General features: G+C 69.6%; 20 protein-coding genes and 1 tRNA gene. 7 read left to right on the forward strand and 14 right to left on the reverse strand.

Annotation, left to right across the window (positions count from 1 at the left end):
* From pheS to QWI33_RS01405, 8 genes are all read right to left on the reverse strand, one after another.
* Nucleotides 1–1062 (reverse strand): phenylalanine--tRNA ligase subunit alpha, encoded by a 1062-nt coding sequence (pheS, locus tag QWI33_RS01370; protein WP_289954127.1) that lies wholly within the window; start codon nt 1060–1062, stop codon nt 1–3.
* Nucleotides 1063–1094: 32 nt separating this feature from the next.
* Nucleotides 1095–2015 (reverse strand): TrmH family RNA methyltransferase, encoded by a 921-nt coding sequence (locus QWI33_RS01375; RefSeq protein WP_289954129.1) that lies wholly within the window; start codon nt 2013–2015, stop codon nt 1095–1097.
* Nucleotides 2016–2399 (reverse strand): 50S ribosomal protein L20, encoded by a 384-nt coding sequence (gene rplT / locus QWI33_RS01380; protein ID WP_289954131.1) that lies wholly within the window; start codon nt 2397–2399, stop codon nt 2016–2018.
* A gap of 49 nt (nt 2400–2448) precedes the next feature.
* The gene (gene rpmI / locus QWI33_RS01385) at nt 2449–2643 is read right to left on the reverse strand and encodes a 50S ribosomal protein L35 (RefSeq protein WP_270114111.1); all 195 of its coding nucleotides are present in this window, start codon (nt 2641–2643) and stop codon (nt 2449–2451) included.
* A gap of 83 nt (nt 2644–2726) precedes the next feature.
* Nucleotides 2727–3431 (reverse strand): translation initiation factor IF-3, encoded by a 705-nt coding sequence (gene infC, locus QWI33_RS01390; RefSeq protein ID WP_353895365.1) that lies wholly within the window; start codon nt 3429–3431, stop codon nt 2727–2729.
* 340 nt (nt 3432–3771) lie between these two features.
* Nucleotides 3772–4239: a PH domain-containing protein gene (locus QWI33_RS01395; protein ID WP_289954135.1), complete on the reverse strand. Its 468-nt coding sequence runs from the start codon at nt 4237–4239 to the stop codon at nt 3772–3774.
* A gap of 32 nt (nt 4240–4271) precedes the next feature.
* A complete protein-coding gene (locus tag QWI33_RS01400) occupies nt 4272–4667 on the reverse strand; it encodes a hypothetical protein (RefSeq protein ID WP_112140276.1) in 396 nt (131 codons plus the stop codon).
* Complete coding sequence (locus QWI33_RS01405; protein WP_289954144.1) at nt 4664–4969, reverse strand: ribbon-helix-helix domain-containing protein; 306 nt, start codon at nt 4967–4969, stop codon at nt 4664–4666. Before QWI33_RS01405 ends, QWI33_RS01400 begins: the two co-directional genes overlap by 4 nt.
* A 153-nt stretch (nt 4970–5122) precedes the next feature.
* Between QWI33_RS01405 and QWI33_RS01410 the strand changes: the two genes are divergently transcribed.
* The 5 genes from QWI33_RS01410 (at nt 5123) to QWI33_RS01430 (ending at nt 11930) form a co-directional block, all read left to right on the forward strand.
* The gene (locus QWI33_RS01410; protein WP_289954145.1) at nt 5123–6610 is read left to right on the forward strand and encodes an aminopeptidase P family protein; all 1488 of its coding nucleotides are present in this window, start codon (nt 5123–5125) and stop codon (nt 6608–6610) included.
* A gap of 400 nt (nt 6611–7010) precedes the next feature.
* Nucleotides 7011–9731, forward strand: a complete 2721-nt coding sequence (gene acnA, locus QWI33_RS01415) for an aconitate hydratase AcnA (protein ID WP_353895366.1) — start codon at nt 7011–7013, stop codon at nt 9729–9731.
* 125 nt (nt 9732–9856) lie between these two features.
* Nucleotides 9857–10249: a VOC family protein gene (locus QWI33_RS01420; RefSeq protein ID WP_289954148.1), complete on the forward strand. Its 393-nt coding sequence runs from the start codon at nt 9857–9859 to the stop codon at nt 10247–10249.
* Between the two features lie 92 nt (nt 10250–10341).
* Complete coding sequence (locus tag QWI33_RS01425; protein ID WP_289954149.1) at nt 10342–10800, forward strand: DUF3291 domain-containing protein; 459 nt, start codon at nt 10342–10344, stop codon at nt 10798–10800.
* A 53-nt stretch (nt 10801–10853) separates the two neighbouring features.
* A complete protein-coding gene (locus tag QWI33_RS01430; RefSeq protein WP_353895367.1) occupies nt 10854–11930 on the forward strand; it encodes an NAD(P)-binding domain-containing protein in 1077 nt (358 codons plus the stop codon).
* Here QWI33_RS01430 and QWI33_RS01435 read toward each other — a convergent pair.
* The 3 genes from QWI33_RS01435 to QWI33_RS01445 form a co-directional block, all read right to left on the reverse strand.
* Nucleotides 11872–12777 carry an endonuclease/exonuclease/phosphatase family protein gene (locus QWI33_RS01435; RefSeq protein ID WP_289954151.1) on the reverse strand — a complete coding sequence of 302 codons (906 nt, stop codon included), beginning with the start codon at nt 12775–12777 and terminating at the stop codon, nt 11872–11874. The two genes, QWI33_RS01430 and QWI33_RS01435, sit on opposite strands and share 59 nt — an antisense overlap.
* A gap of 40 nt (nt 12778–12817) precedes the next feature.
* Nucleotides 12818–13732: an endonuclease/exonuclease/phosphatase family protein gene (locus tag QWI33_RS01440; RefSeq protein ID WP_289954152.1), complete on the reverse strand. Its 915-nt coding sequence runs from the start codon at nt 13730–13732 to the stop codon at nt 12818–12820.
* Between the two features lie 178 nt (nt 13733–13910).
* On the reverse strand, nt 13911–15326 hold the full coding sequence (locus tag QWI33_RS01445; protein WP_289954153.1) for an FAD-dependent monooxygenase: 1416 nt from the start codon (nt 15324–15326) through the stop codon (nt 13911–13913).
* A 197-nt stretch (nt 15327–15523) separates the two neighbouring features.
* On the opposite strand from QWI33_RS01445, the gene QWI33_RS01450 reads away from it, so the two are divergent.
* On the forward strand, nt 15524–16390 hold the full coding sequence (locus QWI33_RS01450; protein ID WP_289954154.1) for a hypothetical protein: 867 nt from the start codon (nt 15524–15526) through the stop codon (nt 16388–16390).
* Between the two features lie 101 nt (nt 16391–16491).
* On the opposite strand, the gene QWI33_RS01455 is transcribed toward QWI33_RS01450, so the two are convergent.
* Nucleotides 16492–17658 carry a VLRF1 family aeRF1-type release factor gene (locus QWI33_RS01455; RefSeq protein WP_289954155.1) on the reverse strand — a complete coding sequence of 389 codons (1167 nt, stop codon included), beginning with the start codon at nt 17656–17658 and terminating at the stop codon, nt 16492–16494.
* A gap of 94 nt (nt 17659–17752) precedes the next feature.
* Nucleotides 17753–18469, reverse strand: coding sequence for a DsbA family oxidoreductase (locus QWI33_RS01460; RefSeq protein ID WP_289954156.1), 717 nt, complete (start codon nt 18467–18469; stop codon nt 17753–17755).
* A gap of 157 nt (nt 18470–18626) precedes the next feature.
* Here QWI33_RS01460 and QWI33_RS01465 point away from each other — a divergent pair.
* Nucleotides 18627–18701: transfer RNA gene (locus QWI33_RS01465), tRNA-Val, on the forward strand.
* Nucleotides 18702–19441: 740 nt separating this feature from the next.
* Here QWI33_RS01465 and QWI33_RS01470 read toward each other — a convergent pair.
* On the reverse strand, nt 19442–20776 hold the full coding sequence (locus QWI33_RS01470; RefSeq protein ID WP_289954157.1) for a M20 metallopeptidase family protein: 1335 nt from the start codon (nt 20774–20776) through the stop codon (nt 19442–19444).
* Between the last annotated feature and the right edge of the window lie 149 nt (nt 20777–20925).

Genomic DNA, 20925 nt, shown 5'->3' on the forward strand with positions numbered 1-20925 from the left:
CTACTCCTCCACCTTCAGCCCGGCGGGGAACCGGACGTCGCCGTCGATGATGTCGCGCAGGTCGGTGATGCCGTGGCGCAGCATGAGCGCGCGCTCCACGCCCATCCCGAACGCGAAGCCCGAGTACACGTCGGGGTCGATCCCGCAGGCGCGCAGCACGCGCGGGTTGACCATGCCGCAGCCGCCCCACTCGATCCAGCGCGGCCCGTCCTTGTGCGCGGCGAACCAGACGTCGACCTCGGCGCTCGGCTCGGTGAACGGGAAGTACGAGGGGCGCAGGCGCGTGACGGCCTCGTCCCCGAAGACCGACTTCGCGAAGTGGTCGAGCGTGCCCTTGAGGTCGGCCATGGTGATGCCCTTGTCGACCACGAGGCCCTCGGTCTGGTGGAACACCGGCGAGTGCGTCGCGTCGACCTCGTCGGTGCGGTACACGCGGCCGGGCGCGACCGTGTAGATCGGCGGCTCCTGCGTGAGCATCGTGTGGATCTGCACGGTGGAGGTGTGCGTGCGCAGCACCATGTTCGAGCCGTACTCGCCCTTGCCGTCGGCGATGTGGAACGTGTCCATCATGGTCCGGGCCGGGTGGTCGGGGTGGATGTTGAGCGCGTCGAAGTTGAACCACTCGAGCTCGACCTCGGGGCCTTCGCCGATCTCGTAGCCCATGGCGACGAACAGGTCGGCGATGCGGTCCATCTGGACGTTGATCGGGTGGCGCGCGCCTTCGCGGCGGCGGGCCGTGCGGGCCGTGACGTCGACGGTCTCCTCGCGGAGGATGCGCGCGGCCTCGGCGGCCTTGAGGATCTCCTCGCGGGCCTCGTACAGGCCGGTGATCTCGGTGCGGGCGGCGTTCACGTTGCGGCCGGCCTCACCGCGCTCCTTGCCCGGGATCGAACCGATCGCCCTGCGGGCCAAGGAAACCGGTGCCTTGTCGCCAAGCGTGGCGGACTTGGCGGCGGCGAGTTCCTCAAGGTTGGAGGCGGCCGCGATGATCGCGGCGGCGTCCTTGACGGCCCCGGCGAGGGCCTCGGGCTGGAGCAGGCCAGCCTCAATGTCTGTGCTCATAACGTCTTTCTCCTGGCGGGACCTAAAGGAGTCTAGAAAAGGCAGGCGGCTCGGCCGCAGCCCGCTAGGGAGACGTGGACGACTAACGCCACAGCCCGCACCCGGCGGGCTGGATAAATTCGCGAGAGCCGATCGACATGCCACGAGTCTAACTTCCGGCGCTGGGCGGCCGCACTCGCGTAAAGGCAAACCCCGGCCGCGACGGCCAGGTTCAGGCTCTCGGCCTTGCCCCAGATCGGGACGCCCACCTTGCGGTGCGCCAAAGCAGCGGTGGCCTCGTCGAGGCCGTGGGCCTCGGAGCCGAACAGCCACACCGTGGGCGCGGCCAGGTCTCCGGCACTGTCCAGGGCGTACAGGTCGTCCCCGTCGGCCGCAGCGGCGAGGATCTGGGCGTGCGGGAAGAGGTCGAGCGCGTCGGCCGTGTCCGCCGCCCGGACCACCGGCAGGTGGAACAGGCTCCCGGCGGAGGAGCGCACGCACTTGCCGTTGTACGGGTCGACCGAGTCGGTGGCGAAGACCACGCAGTCGGCGCCGGCCGCATCGGCGGCGCGCAGCACCGTGCCGGCGTTGCCCGGGTCGGTGATGCCGTGGAGGACCGCGACCAGGGCCGGCTCCTCGGGAAGCGACTGATCGAGGAACCTGCAGACCGCGACGAGCCCCTGCGGGGTCACGGTCTCGGCCAGCGCGGCCAGGCCGTCGTCGGTGCACGCGTGCACGTGGGCGCCCGCGGTGACGGCGGCATCGATCAGGTCCGAGTGGCGCGTGTCGGCGTCGAGGTCGTAGAAGAGGTCTTCCACCACTCCGGCGCCGATGGCCTCGCGGACGGCCTGGGGCCCTTCGGCGAGGAAGCGCTCGGCCTTGTCGCGGGCGCGGCGGCGCTGGAGCTTGCGGGCATTGACGACCCGGGACGACCGCGCGGTGAGCGCGTCCGTCCCGGGTGGGTCAAGTTGCATCTACTGCTCGGCGGGAGCGTTGACGTCCGCGGGGAGGGCCTTGCGGGCGACCTCGACGAGGGCGGTGAACGCCGCCGCGTCGTTGACGGCCAGCTCGGCGAGGATCTTGCGGTCCACCTCGACCTCGGCGAGGGACAGGCCCTGCATGAAGCGGTTGTAGGTGATGCCGTTCGCGCGGGCGGCCGCGTTGATGCGGGTGATCCACAGCTTGCGGAACTCGCGCTTGCGGTTCTTGCGGTCGCGGTACGAGTACGTGTACGAGTGGAGCAGCTGCTCCTTGGCCTTGCGGTACAGGCGCGAGCGCTGCCCGCGGTAACCCTTGGCCTCTTCGAGTACGACGCGGCGCTTCTTCTTGGCGTTCACCGAACGCTTGACGCGTGCCACAGTTCAGTCTCCTTGCGTTTAAAGCGGATGGGTGGTCAAACGGAGCGGGCTAGAGGCCCAGCAGCTTCCGGACCTGCTTCTGGTCGGCGGGGGCGACTTCGCCGCGGCCCTGCTGCTCGCGCTTGAACCGACCGCTCTTGTGCTCCATGAGGTGGTTCTTGCCGGCCTTGCGGCGCATCAGCTTGCCGGAGCCGGTCACCTTGAACCGCTTCTTGGCACCGCTGTGGGTCTTCATCTTCGGCATCGTGCTTCTCCTCTGTGTTCAATGCCGGTCGGGGCGGGCGCGCTACGGCGCCCGCGTCCGGCCGGTGAGTCAGGTGCTCGGGGTCAGGCCTCGGGCTGCTTCTCGGCGGGCTCCGTGGCGGGTGCCTCTGCAGGCGCCTCGTCCGGGGCTTCCGCAGGAGCCTCCGCGGCGACCTCCTCGGGAGCCTCCGCCGGAGTCTCCTCAGGGGCCGCGGCCGGGGCCGCCTCGGCGTCGCCGCCGCGGCTCTTGCGTCCGCCGCCACCGCTGCCGCCGCTGGCCTTGATGATCTCGCCCTTGGGGCGGATCGGAGCCACGACCATGATCATGTTGCGGCCGTCCTGCTTCGCGGCCGATTCGATGATCGCGAGGTCGGACAGCTCTTCCGCGAGCTTGTCCAGCAGGCGCCGGCCGAGCTCAGGGCGCGACTGCTCGCGACCGCGGAACATGATGGTGATCTTGACCTTGTCCCCGGCCGTGAGGAACCGCACGATGTGACCCTTTTTGGTCTCGTAGTCGTGCTTGTCGATCTTCGGCCGGAGCTTCATCTCTTTGATGACGGTCTGCTGCTGGTTCCGGCGCGAGGCGCGGGCCTTCTGGGCGGACTCGTACTTGTACTTGCCGTAGTCCATGAGCTTGCAGACCGGCGGGCGGGCGGTGGGTGCGACTTCGACCAGGTCCAGGTCGACGTCGGCGGCCAGCTGCAGAGCCTTGTCGATCGACACGATGCCGACCTGCTCTCCTGCCGGGCCGACCAGGCGCACTTCCTTGGTCCGAATCTGGTCGTTAATACGCAGATCGCTGATGGGGCCTCCTTGGTTCGCGATTCTCGCCGATGTCAACATCGGCGCCCCTGTGGCTGTTCCGGTCGTCGGGGCGGGAGCCCCGGCGGCTTGTCGGTGCAAGCGTGACCCAGCACAGGCCTCACGCGAGTGAGGTCCCCAAAAGAAAAGACCCCGGCGTCAGCCAGGGTCCACTCCAAGGGCACGGCGATCATGTCGCCGTACGTGACCCGTTCACCTGTCGGATCCCCCGTGAGGGGGTCCCGGCTGCGGGTGGGAGCTGGACTCCGCTTGCGGCACCGCTCGCCATACTGGATGGCACGGTGCGATCGACACGCAATACTAGCACCTAGCTGCGGGACTGCTCCAAGAGCGCTCGCAGGTGTTTGATCGCCGCCACAGCCCGTTCCTTGTCGCTGACCTGTACGGCCATGATCGACATCTCGTCGTCGTCCGCGAGTTCCACGGTGGCCCAAGTCATCTTGTCCGTGAAGTTGATCGCGGTGACGACCTGCCACGGGAAGTAGCGCTTGGAGGCGACGTTGGTCACCTCGATGCCCTTCTCGTCGGCGCGCACGCGCAGGCGCAGGAAGCTGAGGGCGATGCCGGCCCCGATGACGCCGAGGCCGATCATGGCGATCTGGTCGACCCAGGTGATCGCGCCGCCCTCGTAGGTCTGCTCGCCGAGGGTGAAGGAGAGGGCGGTGAAGCCGCCGAACGCGACGGCCGCCCCGATCCAGGCGCCGATGCGGGACTTGCGGGGTCGGTAGTCAAGTCGACCGAGATCGCTCATGGTCTGCTCCTGTACGGCGGTCACGCGCGCTCCTCCATTGTCCTTCGGTTCACGGCTCAAGGCAATTGGTCGATCTCGAGGCTCGAGTCGAATGCAAGCAGCGTCTTCGGCTCGCCCGTCACGATGGGCCAGCCGGGGCGGTTCAGGCCACACCACGCGACGTGTCCGGCGGCGATGTTGCCGTGCTGGCGCGAGCGCGAGAGCATGAGGCCGACGTCGCGGGCGGACTTCTGGTCGAGGTCCATCACGACGGTGACGGGGAGGCCGAGGAGCACGAGCAGGGCGTCGCGGTCGCGGCGGCGGGCCTGCGACCAGGCCTCGGCGAGGGCCCCGGAGGGGATCGCGAGGACCACGTTCTGCTCGAGCGCGGTGAAGACGACGGCCTGCGGGTACGGCATGGAGGTGGCGAAACCGACGATGGCGGACACGTCCAGGATGCGGCCGCCGATCACGTATCGGCCTCTCCTTCTTTGTCGTCGACGCCGAGCTTCTCGCGGGCCCACGCCAGGTGCTCGGCGCTGGGGGCGCTGCCCTTGCGCTCGAAGAGGTCCTGGAGCTCGCTGAGCGAGCGGTCGCGCTCGAGGCGCTCGGCGACGGCGGCGGCGACGTACTCGTCGACCGAGGAGGCCCGCCCGACCGCGACGAGGCGGCGGATCTGCTCGAGCTGGGAGCCGGAGAGCGTGACGCTCGGCCTCGTGGGCCCGGCACCCGCGCCGGCGGGAGGATTGAGCGACGAATTGGCGCGATCGGTCACGATTTCCAGGGTAGCGGTGGCTCGGCCGTTCGCACTAGCCGCCATCGCGGTCTCACGTCAGTAGTACGGTCGTGTTGAGGCACATCCACCTCACTTCGGCGAAGCTTGCGAGCCGAACATTGGCGCAGTGCACACGGTTGGGAAGGACCTGTCATGGCTGAGAAGAAGTCCGGCGAGCGGCCCCACGACCCCAAGTTCCCCGAGAAGTTCCTGAACTTCATGCGCACGGGCTGGGGCGCGACGGAGCTCGACGTGGCCGAGTCGGCCCAGGCGCCCTACACGGCCCGCCGCCGCGAGGCGGTCTCGGCGGCCTTCCCGGGCGAGACGGTCATCGTCCCCACGGGGGCCGAGAAGACCCGCTCGAACGACACCTTCTTCCGCTTCCGCGCGGGCTCGGACTTCGCGTGGCTCACCGGCGACCTCGACCCCGAGGGCGTGCTGGTGCTGCACTCGAACGGGTCCGGCCACGACGCGGTGCTGTACCGGCGCCCGCGCAAGGGCTACGACTCGGACGAGTTCTTCCGCTCCGCGAAATACGGCGAGCTGTGGATCGGCCGCAAGCGCTCCCTGCAGGAGACCAGTGTCGAGCTGGGCATCGAGGTCCGCGACGTGGAGCGCCTGGAGAGCGAGCTGCACGGCCTGGAGCGCGGCAAGGTGCGCGTGCTGCGCGGCTTCGACGCCGGCGTGGACGCGCACTTCGCGGCCGAGGAGCCGGCCCTGGGCGCCGAAGGCCACCCGCTGATGACCCGCGACGGCGAACTCGCCGCGGTGCTCTCGGAGCTGCGCCTGGTCAAGGACGCGTGGGAGCTGGAGCAGCTGCAGGACGCGATCGACATCACCGTGCGCGGCTTCGAGGACGTGGCGCGCGTGCTGCCCTCGAGCGGCTCGATCCCCGAGCGCGCCCTGGAAGGCGTGTTCGGGCTGCGGTCGCGCCTGGAGGGCAACGGCCTCGGGTACGACTCGATCGTGGGCGCCGGATCGCACGCGACGACCCTGCACTGGATCACCAACGACGGCCGCACCACGCCGGGCGAGCTGATCCTCATGGACATGGGCGTGGAGAACAACCACCTGTACACCGCGGACGTCACGCGGACCCTGCCGGTGAGCGGCCGGTTCACTCCGCTGCAGCGGGAGGTGTACGACATCGTGCACGCCTCGCAGCAGGCGGGCATGGACGTCATCAAGCCCGGCACCGAGTTCCAGGAGATCCACCAGACCTGCATGCGGGTGCTGGCCGAGGGCCTCAAGGGCCTCGGGGTCCTGCCCGGCTCGGTCGACGAGGCGCTGGACAAGGACTCGCTGATCTACCGCCGCTGGACCCTGCACGGCTTCGGCCACATGCTCGGCCTCGACGTGCACGACTGTGCGAACTCGCGCCCCGAGCACTACTACAAGGGCGCCGTGCAGGAGGACTTCGTGCTCACCGTGGAGCCGGGACTGTACTTCCAGGCCAACGACGAGCTGGTGCCCGAGGAGCTGCGCGGCGTCGGCATCCGCATCGAGGACGACGTGCGGGTCACCGCCGAGGGCTGCGAGAACCTCTCGGCAGGGCTGCCCCGCACCTCGGACGAGGTGGAGTCCTGGCTCGGCGAGCAGCGCCAGGCGGGACCCCGCCTGCCGACGCTTCCGAAGGCGTAGACCTCGCAGAGCCCGACCGTGTAACCGCTGGTGGCGACGGACGTCACAGGGCCCGTGTCAGGCCCGTGAGTCCGAAGCGTATAGTCCGAATTAAGACTTATATCCACCGCACCGGGCCGACGGTGGCAGGCGCACCGCACACCAAATCGCCTGCCGCCGTCGGCCTTCAACGTTCCCGGCGACCCGGACGCGTTGCCCCGCAGCGGGGCACCGCCTCGCAGCCCCTCGTTAGGCTCGGCTAAGCAACCCCTTTGAAACGCCGGGTGCTACAGTTGGGTCCGTTAAATAAGACGGACGTACTGTTTTAGAGTCGGCGGCTCTGCCCGACCCCGGTTCCCGGCCCTTCAGGTTGGGGCAGACTGAAGCCGACCTTCAAATCCTGAATCGAGGAGCTCTCATGGTGAGTACGGACTCCTTCGGCGCCCGCGAGACGCTGCGGGTCGGCGAACACGAATACGACATCTTCAACATCGCGAAGGTCGAGGGACACGACCGGCTGCCGTACAGCCTCAAGGTCCTCCTCGAGAACCTGCTGCGCAACGAGGACGGCGCCGACATCACCGCCGACCACATCCGGGCGCTCGGCTCCTGGGACCCCGCCGCCAAGCCCAGCACCGAGATCCAGTTCACGCCCGCCCGCGTGATCATGCAGGACTTCACCGGCGTCCCCTGCGTCGTCGACCTCGCCACCATGCGCGAGGCCGTCCGCGACCTCGGCGGCGACCCGGCCAAGGTCAACCCCCTCGCGCCCGCCGAGATGGTCATCGACCACTCCGTGATCGTCGACTTCTTCGGGCACCCCGACTCCTTCAAGCGCAACGTCGAGCGCGAGTACGAGCGCAACCGCGAGCGCTACCAGTTCCTGCGCTGGGGCCAGACCGCCTTCGACGAGTTCAAGGTCGTCCCGCCCGGCACCGGCATCGTCCACCAGGTCAACATCGAGCACCTCGCGCGCGTCGTCATGACCCGCGACGGCGTCGCCTACCCCGACACCTGCGTCGGCACCGACTCCCACACCACCATGGAGAACGGCATCGGCGTCCTCGGCTGGGGCGTCGGCGGCATCGAGGCCGAAGCCGCGATGCTCGGCCAGCCGATCTCCATGCTCATCCCGCGCGTCGTCGGCTTCAAGCTCTCCGGCGACCTCCCGGCCGGCACCACCGCCACCGACCTCGTGCTCACCATCACCGAGATCCTCCGCGACCACGGCGTCGTCGGCAAGTTCGTCGAGTTCTACGGCGAAGGCGTCACCGCGGTGCCCGTCGCCGACCGCTCCACCCTCGGCAACATGGCCCCCGAGTTCGGCTCCACCTGCGGCATCTTCCCCATCGACGAGCGCACCGTCGACTACCTGCGCCTCACCGGCCGCAGCGACGAGCAGATCGCCCTCGTCGAGGCCTACGCCAAGGCCCAGGGCATGTGGCACGACCCGTCGAAGGAGGCCGCGTACTCCGAGTACCTCGAACTCGACCTCTCCACCGTCGTGCCCTCCATCGCCGGCCCGAAGCGCCCGCAGGACCGCATCCAGCTCGACCACGCCGGGCACCAGTGGCGCCGCGACGTCGCCAACTACGTCCACGACGAAGCCGGCGAAGAGTCCTTCCCGGGCTCGGACGCCCCGGCCGAGAAGGCGAACGGCTCCCGCCCGCACAACCCGCAGACCGTCAAGTCCGAGACCGGCGAGTTCGAGCTCGACCACGGCGCCGTCGTGATCGCCGCGATCACCTCGTGCACCAACACCTCGAACCCGTACGTCATGGTCGGCGCGGGCCTGCTCGCCAAGAACGCCGTCGAGGCCGGCCTGCTCTCCAAGCCGTGGGTCAAGACCTCCCTCGCGCCGGGCTCGCAGGTCGTCACCGGCTACCTGAACCGCGCCGGTCTCTCCCCGTACCTCGACAAGCTCGGGTTCAACCTCGTCGGCTACGGCTGCACCACCTGCATCGGCAACTCCGGCCCGCTCCCCGAGGAGACCTCGGCCGCGGTCCAGGCCGGCGACCTCGCCGTCGCGGCGGTCCTCTCGGGCAACCGCAACTTCGAGGGCCGCATCAACCCCGACATCAAGATGAACTACCTCGCGTCCCCGCCGCTGGTCGTCGCCTACGCGCTCGCCGGCACCATGGACGTGAACCTCACGACCGACCCGATCGGCAAGGGCAAGGACGGCCAGGACGTGTTCCTGCGCGACATCTGGCCCACCGCCGAGGACATCCGCGAGGTCGTCGACGGCAACATCGGCCGCGACATGTTCCTCAAGGAGTACGCCTCCGTCTTCGACGGCGACGAGACCTGGCAGTCCCTGCCGATCCCGACCGGCAACACCTTCGAGTGGGACGACGACTCGACCTACGTGCGCAAGGCCCCCTACTTCGAGGGCATGCCGGCCACCCCGGCCGCCGTCGAGGACATCACGGGCGCCCGCGTCATGGCGAAGCTCGGGGACTCGGTCACGACCGACCACATCTCCCCCGCCGGCTCCATCAAGGCCGACTCGCCCGCCGGCTCGTACCTGAAGGACCAGGGCGTCTCCCCGGCCGACTTCAACTCGTACGGCTCGCGGCGCGGCAACCACGAGGTCATGGTCCGCGGCACCTTCGCGAACATCCGCCTGCGCAACCAGCTCGCGCCGGGCACCGAAGGCGGCTGGACCCGCGACTTCACCCAGGCCGGCGGCCCCGTCTCGACCATCTACGACGCCTGCCAGAACTACGCCGCCGAAGGGACCCCGCTGGTCGTCTTCGCCGGCAAGGAGTACGGCACCGGCTCCAGCCGCGACTGGGCCGCGAAGGGCACCCGCCTGCTGGGCGTCAAGGCCGTCATCGCCGAGTCGTACGAGCGCATCCACCGCTCGAACCTCATCGGCATGGGCGTCCTCCCGCTCCAGTTCCCCGAAGGCGAGTCGCACCAGAGCCTCGGCCTCACCGGCGAGGAGACCGTCTCGATCGCGGGCGTCACCGCGATCAACGACGGCATCCCCGCCACGGTCACCGTGACCGCCGTGAGCCCCGAAGGCACCGAGACCACCTTCGAGGCCGTGGTCCGCCTGGACACCCCGGGCGAGGCCGAGTACTACCGCAACGGCGGCATCCTCCAGTACGTCCTCCGCGGACTGCTGGCGAGCTAGCGCTGTGAACGGGTGAGGGGCGGACCGGCGACGGTCCGCCCCTCACTCGTCCCCCACCGGAACTCGGCCGGGGCCCGGCGCCCGCCCTCCCCGGCGTGCCCGCACCGTTCGCAAAGGAGCGCACCATGAACGACCAGCGCGGCACCTCGCCGTTCGGCTACGGCGTCCACCACGTGCAACTGGCCATACGCCCCGCGGGCGAGGACGCCGCCCGTGCGTTCTACATCGGGGTCCTCGGCATGACCGAGGTCGGGAAGCCGCCGGAGCTCGCCAAACGCGGCGGCCTGTGGCTGCGCACCGACGCCCTCGAACTCCACCTCGGCGTCGAAGCGGGCCACGTGCCCTCCGCGAAGGCCCACCCCGGCATCCTCGTCGCCGACCTCGACGCGCTCGCCGCCCGCCTCGAAGCCGCCGGGTGCCCGGTCGCATGGGACGCGGACTTCATCGGCTACCGGCGCTGCTACGCCCGCGACCCGTTCGGCAACCGGCTCGAGTTCCTGACGCCGCTCGCCGATTGAGGCCGGGCCGCAGAACCCGGTCGACTGGGGTGCGACTGGGTTTCGGTCCCGGCCGTTGACGGCGGTGTCGGGGCGCTGGCAGGCTTTTCGGCATGAGTGCGGGATTCGAACTGGCGCAGGTGAACATCGGGCGGATTCTGGCGCCCTTCGACAGCGAGGTGATGCACGGGTTCACCTCCAGACTGGAGGAGGTGAACGCCGTCGCCGATGCGGCCGAGGGGTTCGTGTGGCGCCTGGTCGACGAGGGCGGGGCCGACGCGACCGACTTCCGGGTGTTCGGCGACGAGTGGCTCGCGGTGAACCTCTCGGTGTGGACCTCGCCGGAGGCCTTGCACGCCTACGTCTTCGGGCCCGCGCACCGCGCGATGCTCAAGGGGCGGCGCGAGTGGTTCGCCCACCTCGCCGAGGCGTACTCGGCGATGTGGTGGGTCCCGGCCGGGCACCGGCCGACCCTGCCCGAGGCCGAGAAGCGGCTGACGATCCTGCGCGAGAAGGGCCCGACCGCCGAGGCCTTCACGATGAAGCAGCGGTTCCCGGCCCCCGGCGAGTGAAGGGGCTCACCTCGCGGAATCGCCCACTCGGCGCGGTCGTTCCACTAGAGGTGATTCGCGAGGTCGAGGTCGTCGTCATCGGGGCCGGGCAGGCCGGGCTCTCGGCCGCCTACTTCCTGCGCCGCCACCTCGAGCCCGGGACCGGGTTCGCGGTCCTCGACCACGCCCCGCACGCGGGCGGCGCGTGGCAGTTCCGCTGGCCGACCCTCACGTTCGCGACCGTCAACGGCGTGTACCGGCTGCCGGGCATGGACGTGCCCGAGCCCGATCCGGCCACGCCCGTCTCCGGCGTGATCTCCCGGTACTTCACCGACTACGAGCGCGAGTTCGACCTGCGCGTGCAGCGCCCGGTGTCGGTGAGCGCGGTGCGGCCGCTCCCCGACGAGCGGCTCGAGGTCGTCACCGACCGGGGCACCTGGATCGCCCGCGCGCTCATCAACGCCACCGGCACCTGGGAGCGCCCGTTCTGGCCCCGCTACGCCGGGCAGGACCGGTTCGGCGGCAGGCAGCTGCACACCGCGCAGTACCGCGGCCCCGAGGAGTTCGCGGGGAAGCGCGTCGCCGTGGTCGGCGGCGGGATCTCCGGGATTCAGCACCTGCTCGAGATCGACCCGCTCGCCGCGTCCACGCACTGGATCACGCGGCGCGAACCGCACTGGCGCTCAGGGGATTTCAACCCGGACCGGGGTCGCGAGGCCGTCGCGATGGTCGAGGAGCGGGTGCGGCGCGGCCTGCGTCCGCAGTCGGTCATCAGCGTCACCGGGGTGCCGCTGACGCCCGCGATCCGGGCCGCGCGCGAGGCGGGCGTCCTGGCCCGGCTCCCGATGTTCGACCAGATCACGCCTGACGGTCTGCGCTGGAACGGCGGCCGCTTCATCGCGGTCGACACGATCCTGTGGGCGACCGGGTTCCGGGCGGCGCTCGACCACCTCGCGCCGCTGAAGCTGCGCGGCTCCGGCGGCGGGATCGTCATGGAAGGCACGCGGGTGGCGGCCGATCCGCGCGTTCACCTGGTGGGTTACGGCCCGTCGGCCAGCACCGTCGGCGCGAACCGGGCCGGAAGAGCAGCGGTCAGCGAGATCCGAGCGCTCCTCGGTGCGAGGTCCGCTCCCGCCGCGGCTCGAGTCTGAGCAGCGCCTGCACCGGCCAGTGGTCGGAGGGGGCCACGTCGCCTTCGGTGTAGGCGTTGACGCCGACCTGGTGGACCTCGACGGCGCAGTCCGCGCTCGGTCGGGCGAGGATCCAGTCCATGCGGGTGGGGCCCTCGGTGGGCTGGGCGCGCCAGCGGTTGAACGTGGCCCAGTCCGGGGTCAGGCGCTCGGCCGCGGTCTCCCAGGCGTCCTCGAGGCCGCCGCCGGTCAGGGCCCGGTAGGTCGCGGAGTCGGGGCCGCAGTTGAAGTCCCCGGCCACGACCACCGGGTCGAGGAAGCGCTCGATGGTGTCCAGGAGTATGCGCGCGCCCTTGCGGCGGGCCTTCTCGGAGCGGTGGTCGAAGTGGTTGTCGACCACGTAGAGCCGGCGTCCGGTCGCGCGGTCCTCCAAGTGCACCCAGGTGAGCATCCGGACGGTGCCGCTCCCCCAGTTGCGCGAGCCGATCACGTTGGGGCGCCTGGAGAGCCAGAGGTGGTCGTATTCGAGCGGGAAGAGCCGGGAGGAGTCCCAGAAGATCGCGGTGGCCTCGCTGCGGGAGCCGCCGCCGCGGCCGAGGTGGACCCAGTCGTAGCCGTCCAGGTCCTCGCGGAGTTCGAGGAGCTGGCGGAAGCGGCCCTCCTGGGTGCAGATGATCGAGGGCAGCTCGTTCTCGAGCACGGCCTTGACGAGCGGGCGGCGCTTCCACCACGAGTGCGGGGCGCGGCCGGAGGCCGACTTGAGGTTGTAAGTCATGACGTGCAGGAACGGTGGATCGACAGGGCCCAGCAGCGGGCGTCCCCAGTCTTTCCGCGAGCCCTCCGGGGCGGCGATCAGCGCGTCGTTCACCTTTTCAAGGGTATTCGCGCCGCCGCCGCCCCGGAGTCCTTTACGGGAGCTCGACGAGTGCCTGCACGGCCCAGTGGTCGGAGGGTGTGCGCCCGTCCTTGGCGTAGGTGTTCACGCCGGCTTTGAGAATGCGCACCTCGGGGGTGGTGAGGATCCAGTCGATGCGCCGCTCCTCCTCGGTGGGGACCGGGTTCCAGCCGTTCCAGGTGCCGTAGACGGGCGTGACCGGCTCCTCGGCGGCGAGCATGGTGTCGACGAGGCCGCCGTCGGTGAGGATCTGGTGGATCGGGGTGTCGGGGGTGTTGTTGAAGTCCCCGGCGACGATCACCGGGGAGGTCCACGCGCTGAGGACGTCGAGGTTCATCTGCGCGCCCTTCTGGCGCGAGTCCTCGGATTGGTGGTCGAAGTGGTTGTTGATCACGTAGAAGTCGCCGCCGGTGCGCAGGTCCTGGAAGCGGACCCAGGTGAGCATCCGGACGACGTTGTTGCCCCAGTTCTTGGAGCCGATGAGCAGCGGCGTGTCCGAGAGCCACAGGTGGTCGTACTCGAGGACCTTGAGGCGCTTCCGGTCCCAGAAGACCGCGGTGGCCTCGCTCTTGGAGCCGCCGAGGCGGCCGAGGTGGATCCAGTCGTGGTCCTTGAGGTCTTCGAGGACGTCCTGGTTCTGGCCGTACAGCCCCTCCTGTGTGAACAGGACGGTGGGCTTCTCGCGCTTGAGGACGGTCCTGACGAGCGGGCGGCGCTCGTCCCAGGTGCGCGGCGAGGGGTCGCCGCCCTCGTAGCGGAGGTTGAAGGTGATGAGGTGGAGCTGGTCGCCCCGGGGTGCGCCGATGAGGGAGCCGCCGAAGCTCTCTTCGGCCTGGGCGGCGCCGGCGAGGGCGCCGGAGGAGGCCGCGGTGGCGCCGACCGCGAGGCCCGCGCCGAGGACATGCCGTCTACTGAGGATGGTGGTCATGGAACCTCTGAATCTCAGGATGAAACCGGGTGGAGGGTCAGTGAACGACAAATGCCGCGTACCGAACTACCTGCAACCGGTGAACACGGCATGAATGCACCTCGGCCCCATGCGAAACGCCCTAACCCGGCACGCCGACGGCGGCGGGCCGGGCCCACCGCCGCTCGGTGCTCGGTGTTCAGCTCCTGCCCGCGTGGGCCTCCAGATAGGCCCGGATCGCGGCGGGGTCGTCCCCTCCCGCCCAGCCGATGTAGGCGTCGGGGCGGACGATCTTGACGGTGTCGTCGGGGGCGGCCGAGGCGGCGTCGGCGACGAAGCCCGCCGCGTACGACTCGGCGCTGTCGAGGACCACGAACCTGCCGCCGCGCAGCGCCTCGTAGAGGCGGGTGCCGTCCGCGAGCGCGATGTCGTTGGCGCGGTGGCCCACCAGCTGGTCCTCGCCCTTCTCGTGTCCGTAGTGGATGCCGACGCCGGAGATCATGCCCATGGCCTTGGCCTCGATCGGCTTGATGTGGAGCGCCGTGGCGGCGGCGAGGCCGCCGATGGCCGCCTTGACCTTCGAGCGCTCGGCGGCGAGGCGGATGATGGCGCCGCTGGAGCGCAGGACGGCCTTGCCGACGGGGTGGCGCTCGGCGTTGTAGGTGTCGAGCAGGGCCGGGTCCGCTCCTCTGAGGACGGCGGCGAGCTTCCACGAGAGGTTCGCGGCGTCCTGGAGGCCGGTGTTCATGCCCTGGCCGCCCGCCGGGGAGTGGCAGTGCGCGGCGTCGCCGGCGAGGAAGACGCCGCCGTCGCGGTAGTTCGGGACCTGGCGCTCGTCGGAGTGGAAGCGGGAGATCCAGCGCGGGGAGTGCATGCCGAAGTCGGTGCCGAAGGCCAGGCGCGCGGCCTCCTTGACCTCGTCGAGTTCGATCGGCTCGTCGTCGGCCTTCTGGTCGGCCGCGTTCCAGGCGAAGACCCGCCAGTACTCGTCGCCGAAGGTGGCGACGAAGCAGAAGGCGCCGTTGATGCCCTGGATGGCGGGGCTCTCGGCGGGCGGATCGGTGAGTTTGACGTCCGCGAGCATGATCGACTTCAGAACGGCCTCGCCGGGGTAGGGCATGCCGATGGCCTTGCGGACGGCGGATTTGACGCCGTCGGCGCCGACCGCGTAGGTGGCGGTGTAGTCGCCCTTGACGGTGCGGAGGGTGACCCGGCCGTCGGCCTGGTCGACTCCGGTCACCTTGTGGTCGTAGAGGATCGCGGCGCCCGCCGCGAGGGCCCGGCGGCGCAGGACCTCCTCGACGTTGTACTGCGGGGTCATGAGGAGGTAGGGGAAGCGGGTCTCGAGTTCGGCGAGGTGGAGGGTGACGCGGTTGAACAGGCGGATGCCCGGCAGCTGGGCGCCGCCGTAGGCGATGAGCTCCTCGGCGAGGCCGCGGGCGTCGAACTCCTCGAGGGTGCGGGCGTGGACGCCGAAGGCCCGGGAGAGGTTCGAGAGGTCCGCGCCGCGGCTCTCGAGGACGAGGACGCTGACGCCGGCTTCGGCGAGGTCGCCCGCGAGCAGCAGGCCGGTGGGGCCGGCTCCGACGACGATGACGTCCGCTTGGGTTGACATGGCGCGCTCCTTGGGGTGTCTCGCGACAACTTAATTCATCGCTTGATGAATTAACGGTAGCACTCCGGATCTCGCGCCGGGAAGCGTTGGGAGAGCGCCTTTCCCATGAGCTGAGCCACAAGCCGCGGCGAACCCCGCACCGGCACGCGCGGAACTGCGGGACGCCCGGCGGATCCAGTTCATTTAGGATGCTTCGCATGCCCAGCCCCGAACACGAGCCCCAGCCCGGCTACCTCTCCGATGAACCGCCGGAGCCCGAACCGACGCGCCCCAGCCTGGAGGCCCGCCCCGAACCGACGCCCCCGCCGGCGCACCTCCTCGCGCAGCAGCCGGTGTACAGCGCCGCCCCGCTGCCGCCGCAACCGAAGCGCAAGGGTGGACGCGCGCTCGTGATCGCACTCGTGGTCGTCTTGATGCTCGCGGGCGGCGCGGTCGGCTACCTCGTCTCGGGCGACGACTCCGGTTCCGCCGCAGAGGAGTCCGCCTCGGTGTCCGCCGAGGAGTCCAGCGCGGCGGCACCGAGCGAGTCGCCGTCCCCCGAGGCCCCGGCGTTCTCCGGCGAGTTCCTGGTGGTGGAGTCGCTGGGCGCCAGCGTGCCGATCCCGAACGACCGGTGGCAGCTCGACGAGGGGCCGGCCGACTTCGACTACGCCCGCGACGCGTCGCTCTACAACGTCGAGCTCGCCGAGAACTGGTACGCGGCCTTCTCCGCAGGGCGCTATGCGATTCCGGAGCTGCCGTTCAGCCCGGAGACCATGAACGAGACCGCCTCCACCGTCGCCCGGGTCTGGGCCGAGAGCGCCGCGTCGGGCGGGGAGAACGGCAGCGCCTCCGAGCCGGTGCTCACCGAGGTCACCGTGGACGGCCGGGCCGGCGTGCTCGCCGAGTCCACCGCCTCGTGGGACGCCTCGGCGTTCACCGATGACGAGTACGAGCGGGTCGTGATCCTGCTGGTCGACGTGGACGGGGTGAACGCGCTCGTGGCCGGGGCGTACCTGCCGCAGTCGGCCGATGACGAGTACGACCTGCTGGTGGACGCGTTCCTGGCGACCACGTTCGCGTAGCCGGAGACGGCTCAGGGCCGCGGGAGGTGAGAGACCCGCGGCCCTGGATCGTACTGCCGAAGATAGGTTAGCATAACCTAACTAGTCGGCTCAAGCGGCGTTCACCAGCGCAGGAACGCGCCGACGCCGCCCGCCTTCTCGTCGAGCCCCACACCGTCGCAGAGGATCGAGACCCTCGCGTCGGAGGCCAGCGCCATCTCGATCATCGCCTCGCCGAGCTGCGCGTCCGCGATCGCCGAGGCCAGCTCGGGCTGCCCGGGCGCGATCGCATCGGCCAGGACCGAGCCGTCCGGGATGCGGCGGCCGCTCCACACCGAGTCGCGCTCGATGACGAGCCGGTCGACCCGGCCACCCTGGAGCGCGTCGAGCACGGCTTCGGAGCCCGCGACGGTCTTGCGCGGCGACTCGGCGAAGTCCGCCATGAGGCGCGCGTCCCGGGCCGCCCTGGCCGCCGCGATCTCGGGCGCGAGAGCCTGCTGGACCTGCGCGGCCGTGGACTGGCTGAGGACGAGCTGCGAGGGCACGACATCGGCCTTGAACCCGTTGCTCAGCGACTTGGTGGCCGCTTCGACGAGTTCCGGTTCGCCGGTGACGACGAGCAGCTCCCAGCCGAACGTCACCACGTGCTCCTCCAGTGTGGAGTGGGCGGCGGCGAGGAACTTCTGGAGGTGCTCGGCGATGCGGTAGTCGAACAGGTCGTGCTGGTTGTTCGCGCTGATGCCGTCGCGCCCGCCCCAGGAGCTGCGGGTGGCGCTGGGGCCCTTCATGACCCGCCACTCGGCGGTGTCGAGCTCGAAGTGCAGCCCGGAGACCTCCTCGCACCTGCCGAACCGGGTGTCGAGGATGCGCATGCCCTTCCCGTCGACCACGGCGATGCCGGTCGGCGAGCCCTCGGCCCAGGCCCCGAGCATCGGGGCGATGTGGGAGCGGGGGGCGAGGGCGATCCTGTCGGTCAGGGGCGTCTGCATCTCGACGCTGTAGGTCTGGCCGCTGGCGAGGCCGATGAACAGCGCGCGGCCGATCCCGGGCGCGCCGGGTCGGACGAGCTGCTCGATGTCGAGCTTCATCTCCTCGATGCGGCGGCCGAGCGCGGAGCGCGTGCCGTTGTCGACGGCTTCGAGCAGTTGCTTCAAGCCCTGGTCGAGCCGGGTCTTCCAGGGCGGAGTGGAACCTTCCTGCCGGGGGTCGGCGTTGACGTAGAGCGAGAGCACGCCGGTGTCGTCGCGCAGTTTCACCAGCCTGAGTTGCGTCTCGCGGTCCATCGGCATGGCTAATCGCCTCCTCGATCGAGCGGAATTCGCCTCAGGATATTCCCGGAGGTGCCCGTTCGTGAAGGTTTCGCCAGTTACGCCTGAAGTGCCGTCAGACGGGGCACCCGTCGGGGCCGCACGCCTCCGCGTTCTCGGCGCCGGAGATCGTGGTGATCGCCGGTCGCTTTTCACCCCAAGCCTTCTCGAGGACCTCGGCGAACAGCTCGGTGGGCTGGGCGCCGGAGACGCCGTACTTCTCGTCGACGACGAAGAAGGGCACGCCGGTGGCGCCGAGCGCGGCGGCCTCGGCCTCGTCGGCGCGGACCGCCTCGCGGTAGGCGGCGGGGTCGTCGAGCACGGCGACGACCTCGTCCTTGTCGAGGCCGGCGGCGACGGACACCTCGATCACGCGCTCGCGCTCGAAGATCGAGGCCTCGTCGGCGAAGTTCGCGACGTAGAACGCCTGCCAGACCTCGGCCTCGAGGCCCCGCTCAGAGGCGAGGTGCAGGAGGCGGTGCAGGTCGAAGGTGTTGCCGTGATCCCGGCCTTCGGTGCGGTAGTCGAGGCCCTCGGCCTTGGCGAGGTCGCCGAGCCGGTACTCCCCGGCCTGCGCCTGGGCCTGGCTCATGCCGTACTTCTTGACGAGCATGTCGACGACCGGGGCGGTGTCGCCCGGTTCGCGGTGCGGGTCGAGTTCGAAGGAGCGGTGCCGGATCTCGACGTCGACCTTCCCGTCGAGCTGCTGCACGGCCTTGTCGAACCGGGCCTTCCCGACGTAGCACCAGGGGCAGGCGATGTCGGACCAGATGTCCACGCGTAGCTTTTCCACGACTCCCCCAACACTTGAAGCTTCCACGAAATTCCGGCCTGTGCCCCAGGCCTCCCCGCCCGCCCACGATGCGGAACGCCCACGACACCCGCCACTCGCGCCCAAGTCCCCGTTCAGGTACCCTGTCTCAGGCTCGGCGCGCTTCCGCGCGCCCTCCGGGTGCTTAGCTCAGCGGTAGAGCACCTCCCTTACAAGGAGGTGGTCACAGGTTCGATCCCTGTAGCACCCACCAGCACGAAGGCCCCCGACGGAGCATCCGCCAGGGGCCGAAAAGAGCCAGATCAAGAGCCGATCGCCCGCTCGAGTACAGCCCTGAAGACCGAAGATGACTCACCAAGGTTGGCCTCCCTCAAGCCCTAGCGAGAGGCGGCGCCACCACCACGGACGTGGCCCGTTGCTGTCGTAGTGCGATGCGGACGGATCGGGCAACGTGCGAGCGAGGTACCAGGCATCGAGCCGTGCGACCTGGTGGCCCAGCTCTGAACGAGCACGCCCCTGGAGCTGTTCGAGAACCGAGTCGAGGACGTCACGGGCATGTCGCACGTCGTCGAGTGAGCAACCGCGGCAAGAGCATTCGGCAGGTTTCGGGTAGCGGGAACGCTTGCCCGGCGGCGAGACGAAAGCGCGGTAGCGTCGCAGTGCGCTCTTGGTCGCGCCAGGGTAGAGGTAGTAGTCCCGGCTTGAGACCTCCACCAGATGAATGGCGTAGGCGGTCCGAGTCGAGATTCCGTGAATCTGGTCTGGTGGGCCACACTCGCAGCGGCGGGTGATCACCTGTTCAGCGCGCAAGGCGCTTGGCCGTCTACGCGGCATTGGCCTTTCGAAGGTCAGACATGGAGACCATGGTGCCACCCGGCCGGCTTGCATGCAGGTTCAGGGCTTGCCCGTTGGGTCCGCAGAGCCGAATCCAGAGCCGTTCGCAGCGGACAACAGCAGCCAATAACAGCCAACAACCACCGTTCTGAATGGCTCCTAGCAGCGAAAACGTTCGCTTATCGCTTCGCTCTTCGCCCACTGCACTTTGGGCTCGATGAGTCCGTTCAGGTGGTCCACCGCGATGGCCGCGTGGAGCCGCACGCCGACAGCGAGCGCGGTGTCATCGGCGTAGAAGGCGGGATTGTGGTTCATGACCAGACCCCGTCCGCCCGGAATGGGCTTGACGTGTCCGTCGACGAGTTCGCCGTCCTGGCCGCCGAGCATGATGTAGAGGCCTCCGTATTTGTTGACGAACACCGAGACGTCGTCGTAGCCGAGGGTCGGCGGCATGGTGAACGTCTTGTCCTGTCCGACGACGCGCTGCAGCGTCGGCATCGCGGCGTCGACCCAGCCCGGTTCGTTGCGGACGGCCGGGACATCGTCGATATAGGCGGTCTCGGCAGTGCACCCGTGGGCGAGGGCGGTGTGCTCGACCAGGCGCTTCAAGGCCTCCTGGATGCCGGTCATGTCCGCTTCGACCGAGCAGCGGACGGTGCCCAGGAGAGTCACGGACTCGCCGATGATGTTGAACCGGCCCATGTCCTCGACATGCCCGATCGAGATCGTGAACGGGTTGAACGCAGGAAACTTGCGATAGAGCTGCCCAGTCTCGGTGACGATCGACGCGGCAACCGGGAGCGGGTCGATGCCCTGCCAGGGCGTGGAGCCATGGACCTGCTTGCCGGTGATGTCGATCTTGACGGTGCACGAGGCCGCGTACTGATTGCCCTTGCGGTAGCCGACGTACCCGATGGGCAGCGGCCCGATGTGGTGGCCGTAGACCATCGTCGGCTCAATGTTCTGGAGCGCGCCCTCGGCCTCCATTTGCGCGGCACCGCCCTTCTCACCCAAAGGCGGGCCCTCCTCGGCGGGCTGGAAGATGAACACCACGGTGCCCGGCAGGTCCGCGCGCAGCTGGGACAGGACGGTCGCGGCGCCCATGAGCATCGCGGTGTGGGTGTCGTGCCCGCAGACGTGGGAAACGGGGAACGGCCCGCCCGGATAGTCCGCGTCGACGACGGTGGAGGCGAAGTCGACCACGCTGGTCTCCTTGACCGGAAGGGCGTCGAAGTCGGCCCGCAAGCCCATGACCTTGTCACCCGCCTTGCCGCCTTTGAGTACGCCGACGACGCCATGCCCGGCGATCCTGGTTCTGACCTCGTCCAGCCCGAGCGACTGGAGGTGCTTCGTGATCTTCTCCGCGGTCATCACCTCCCGGTTGGACAGCTCAGGATGCCGGTGAAGATCGTGCCGCCACGCGATCACCTGCTCATTCACCTGTGCGCTCAGCTCATCGATACGTGCGTGCAGCGCCTTGTCGACCTCGCCCATCGGGTCCCCCGTTCCATAGGCGCCCTGCCGGTACGCGGCACCCGCCCCGTCCGGAATGTACCGGCAAGAACTGAGGTGAACAGATAATTTGACCGGTTAGGGAAACGATCGTGCCGTGTCGCTAGTCAGCCTGTCAGGATCCGGCGGCT

The sequence above is a fragment of the Glycomyces tritici genome (genome assembly GCF_030403505.1).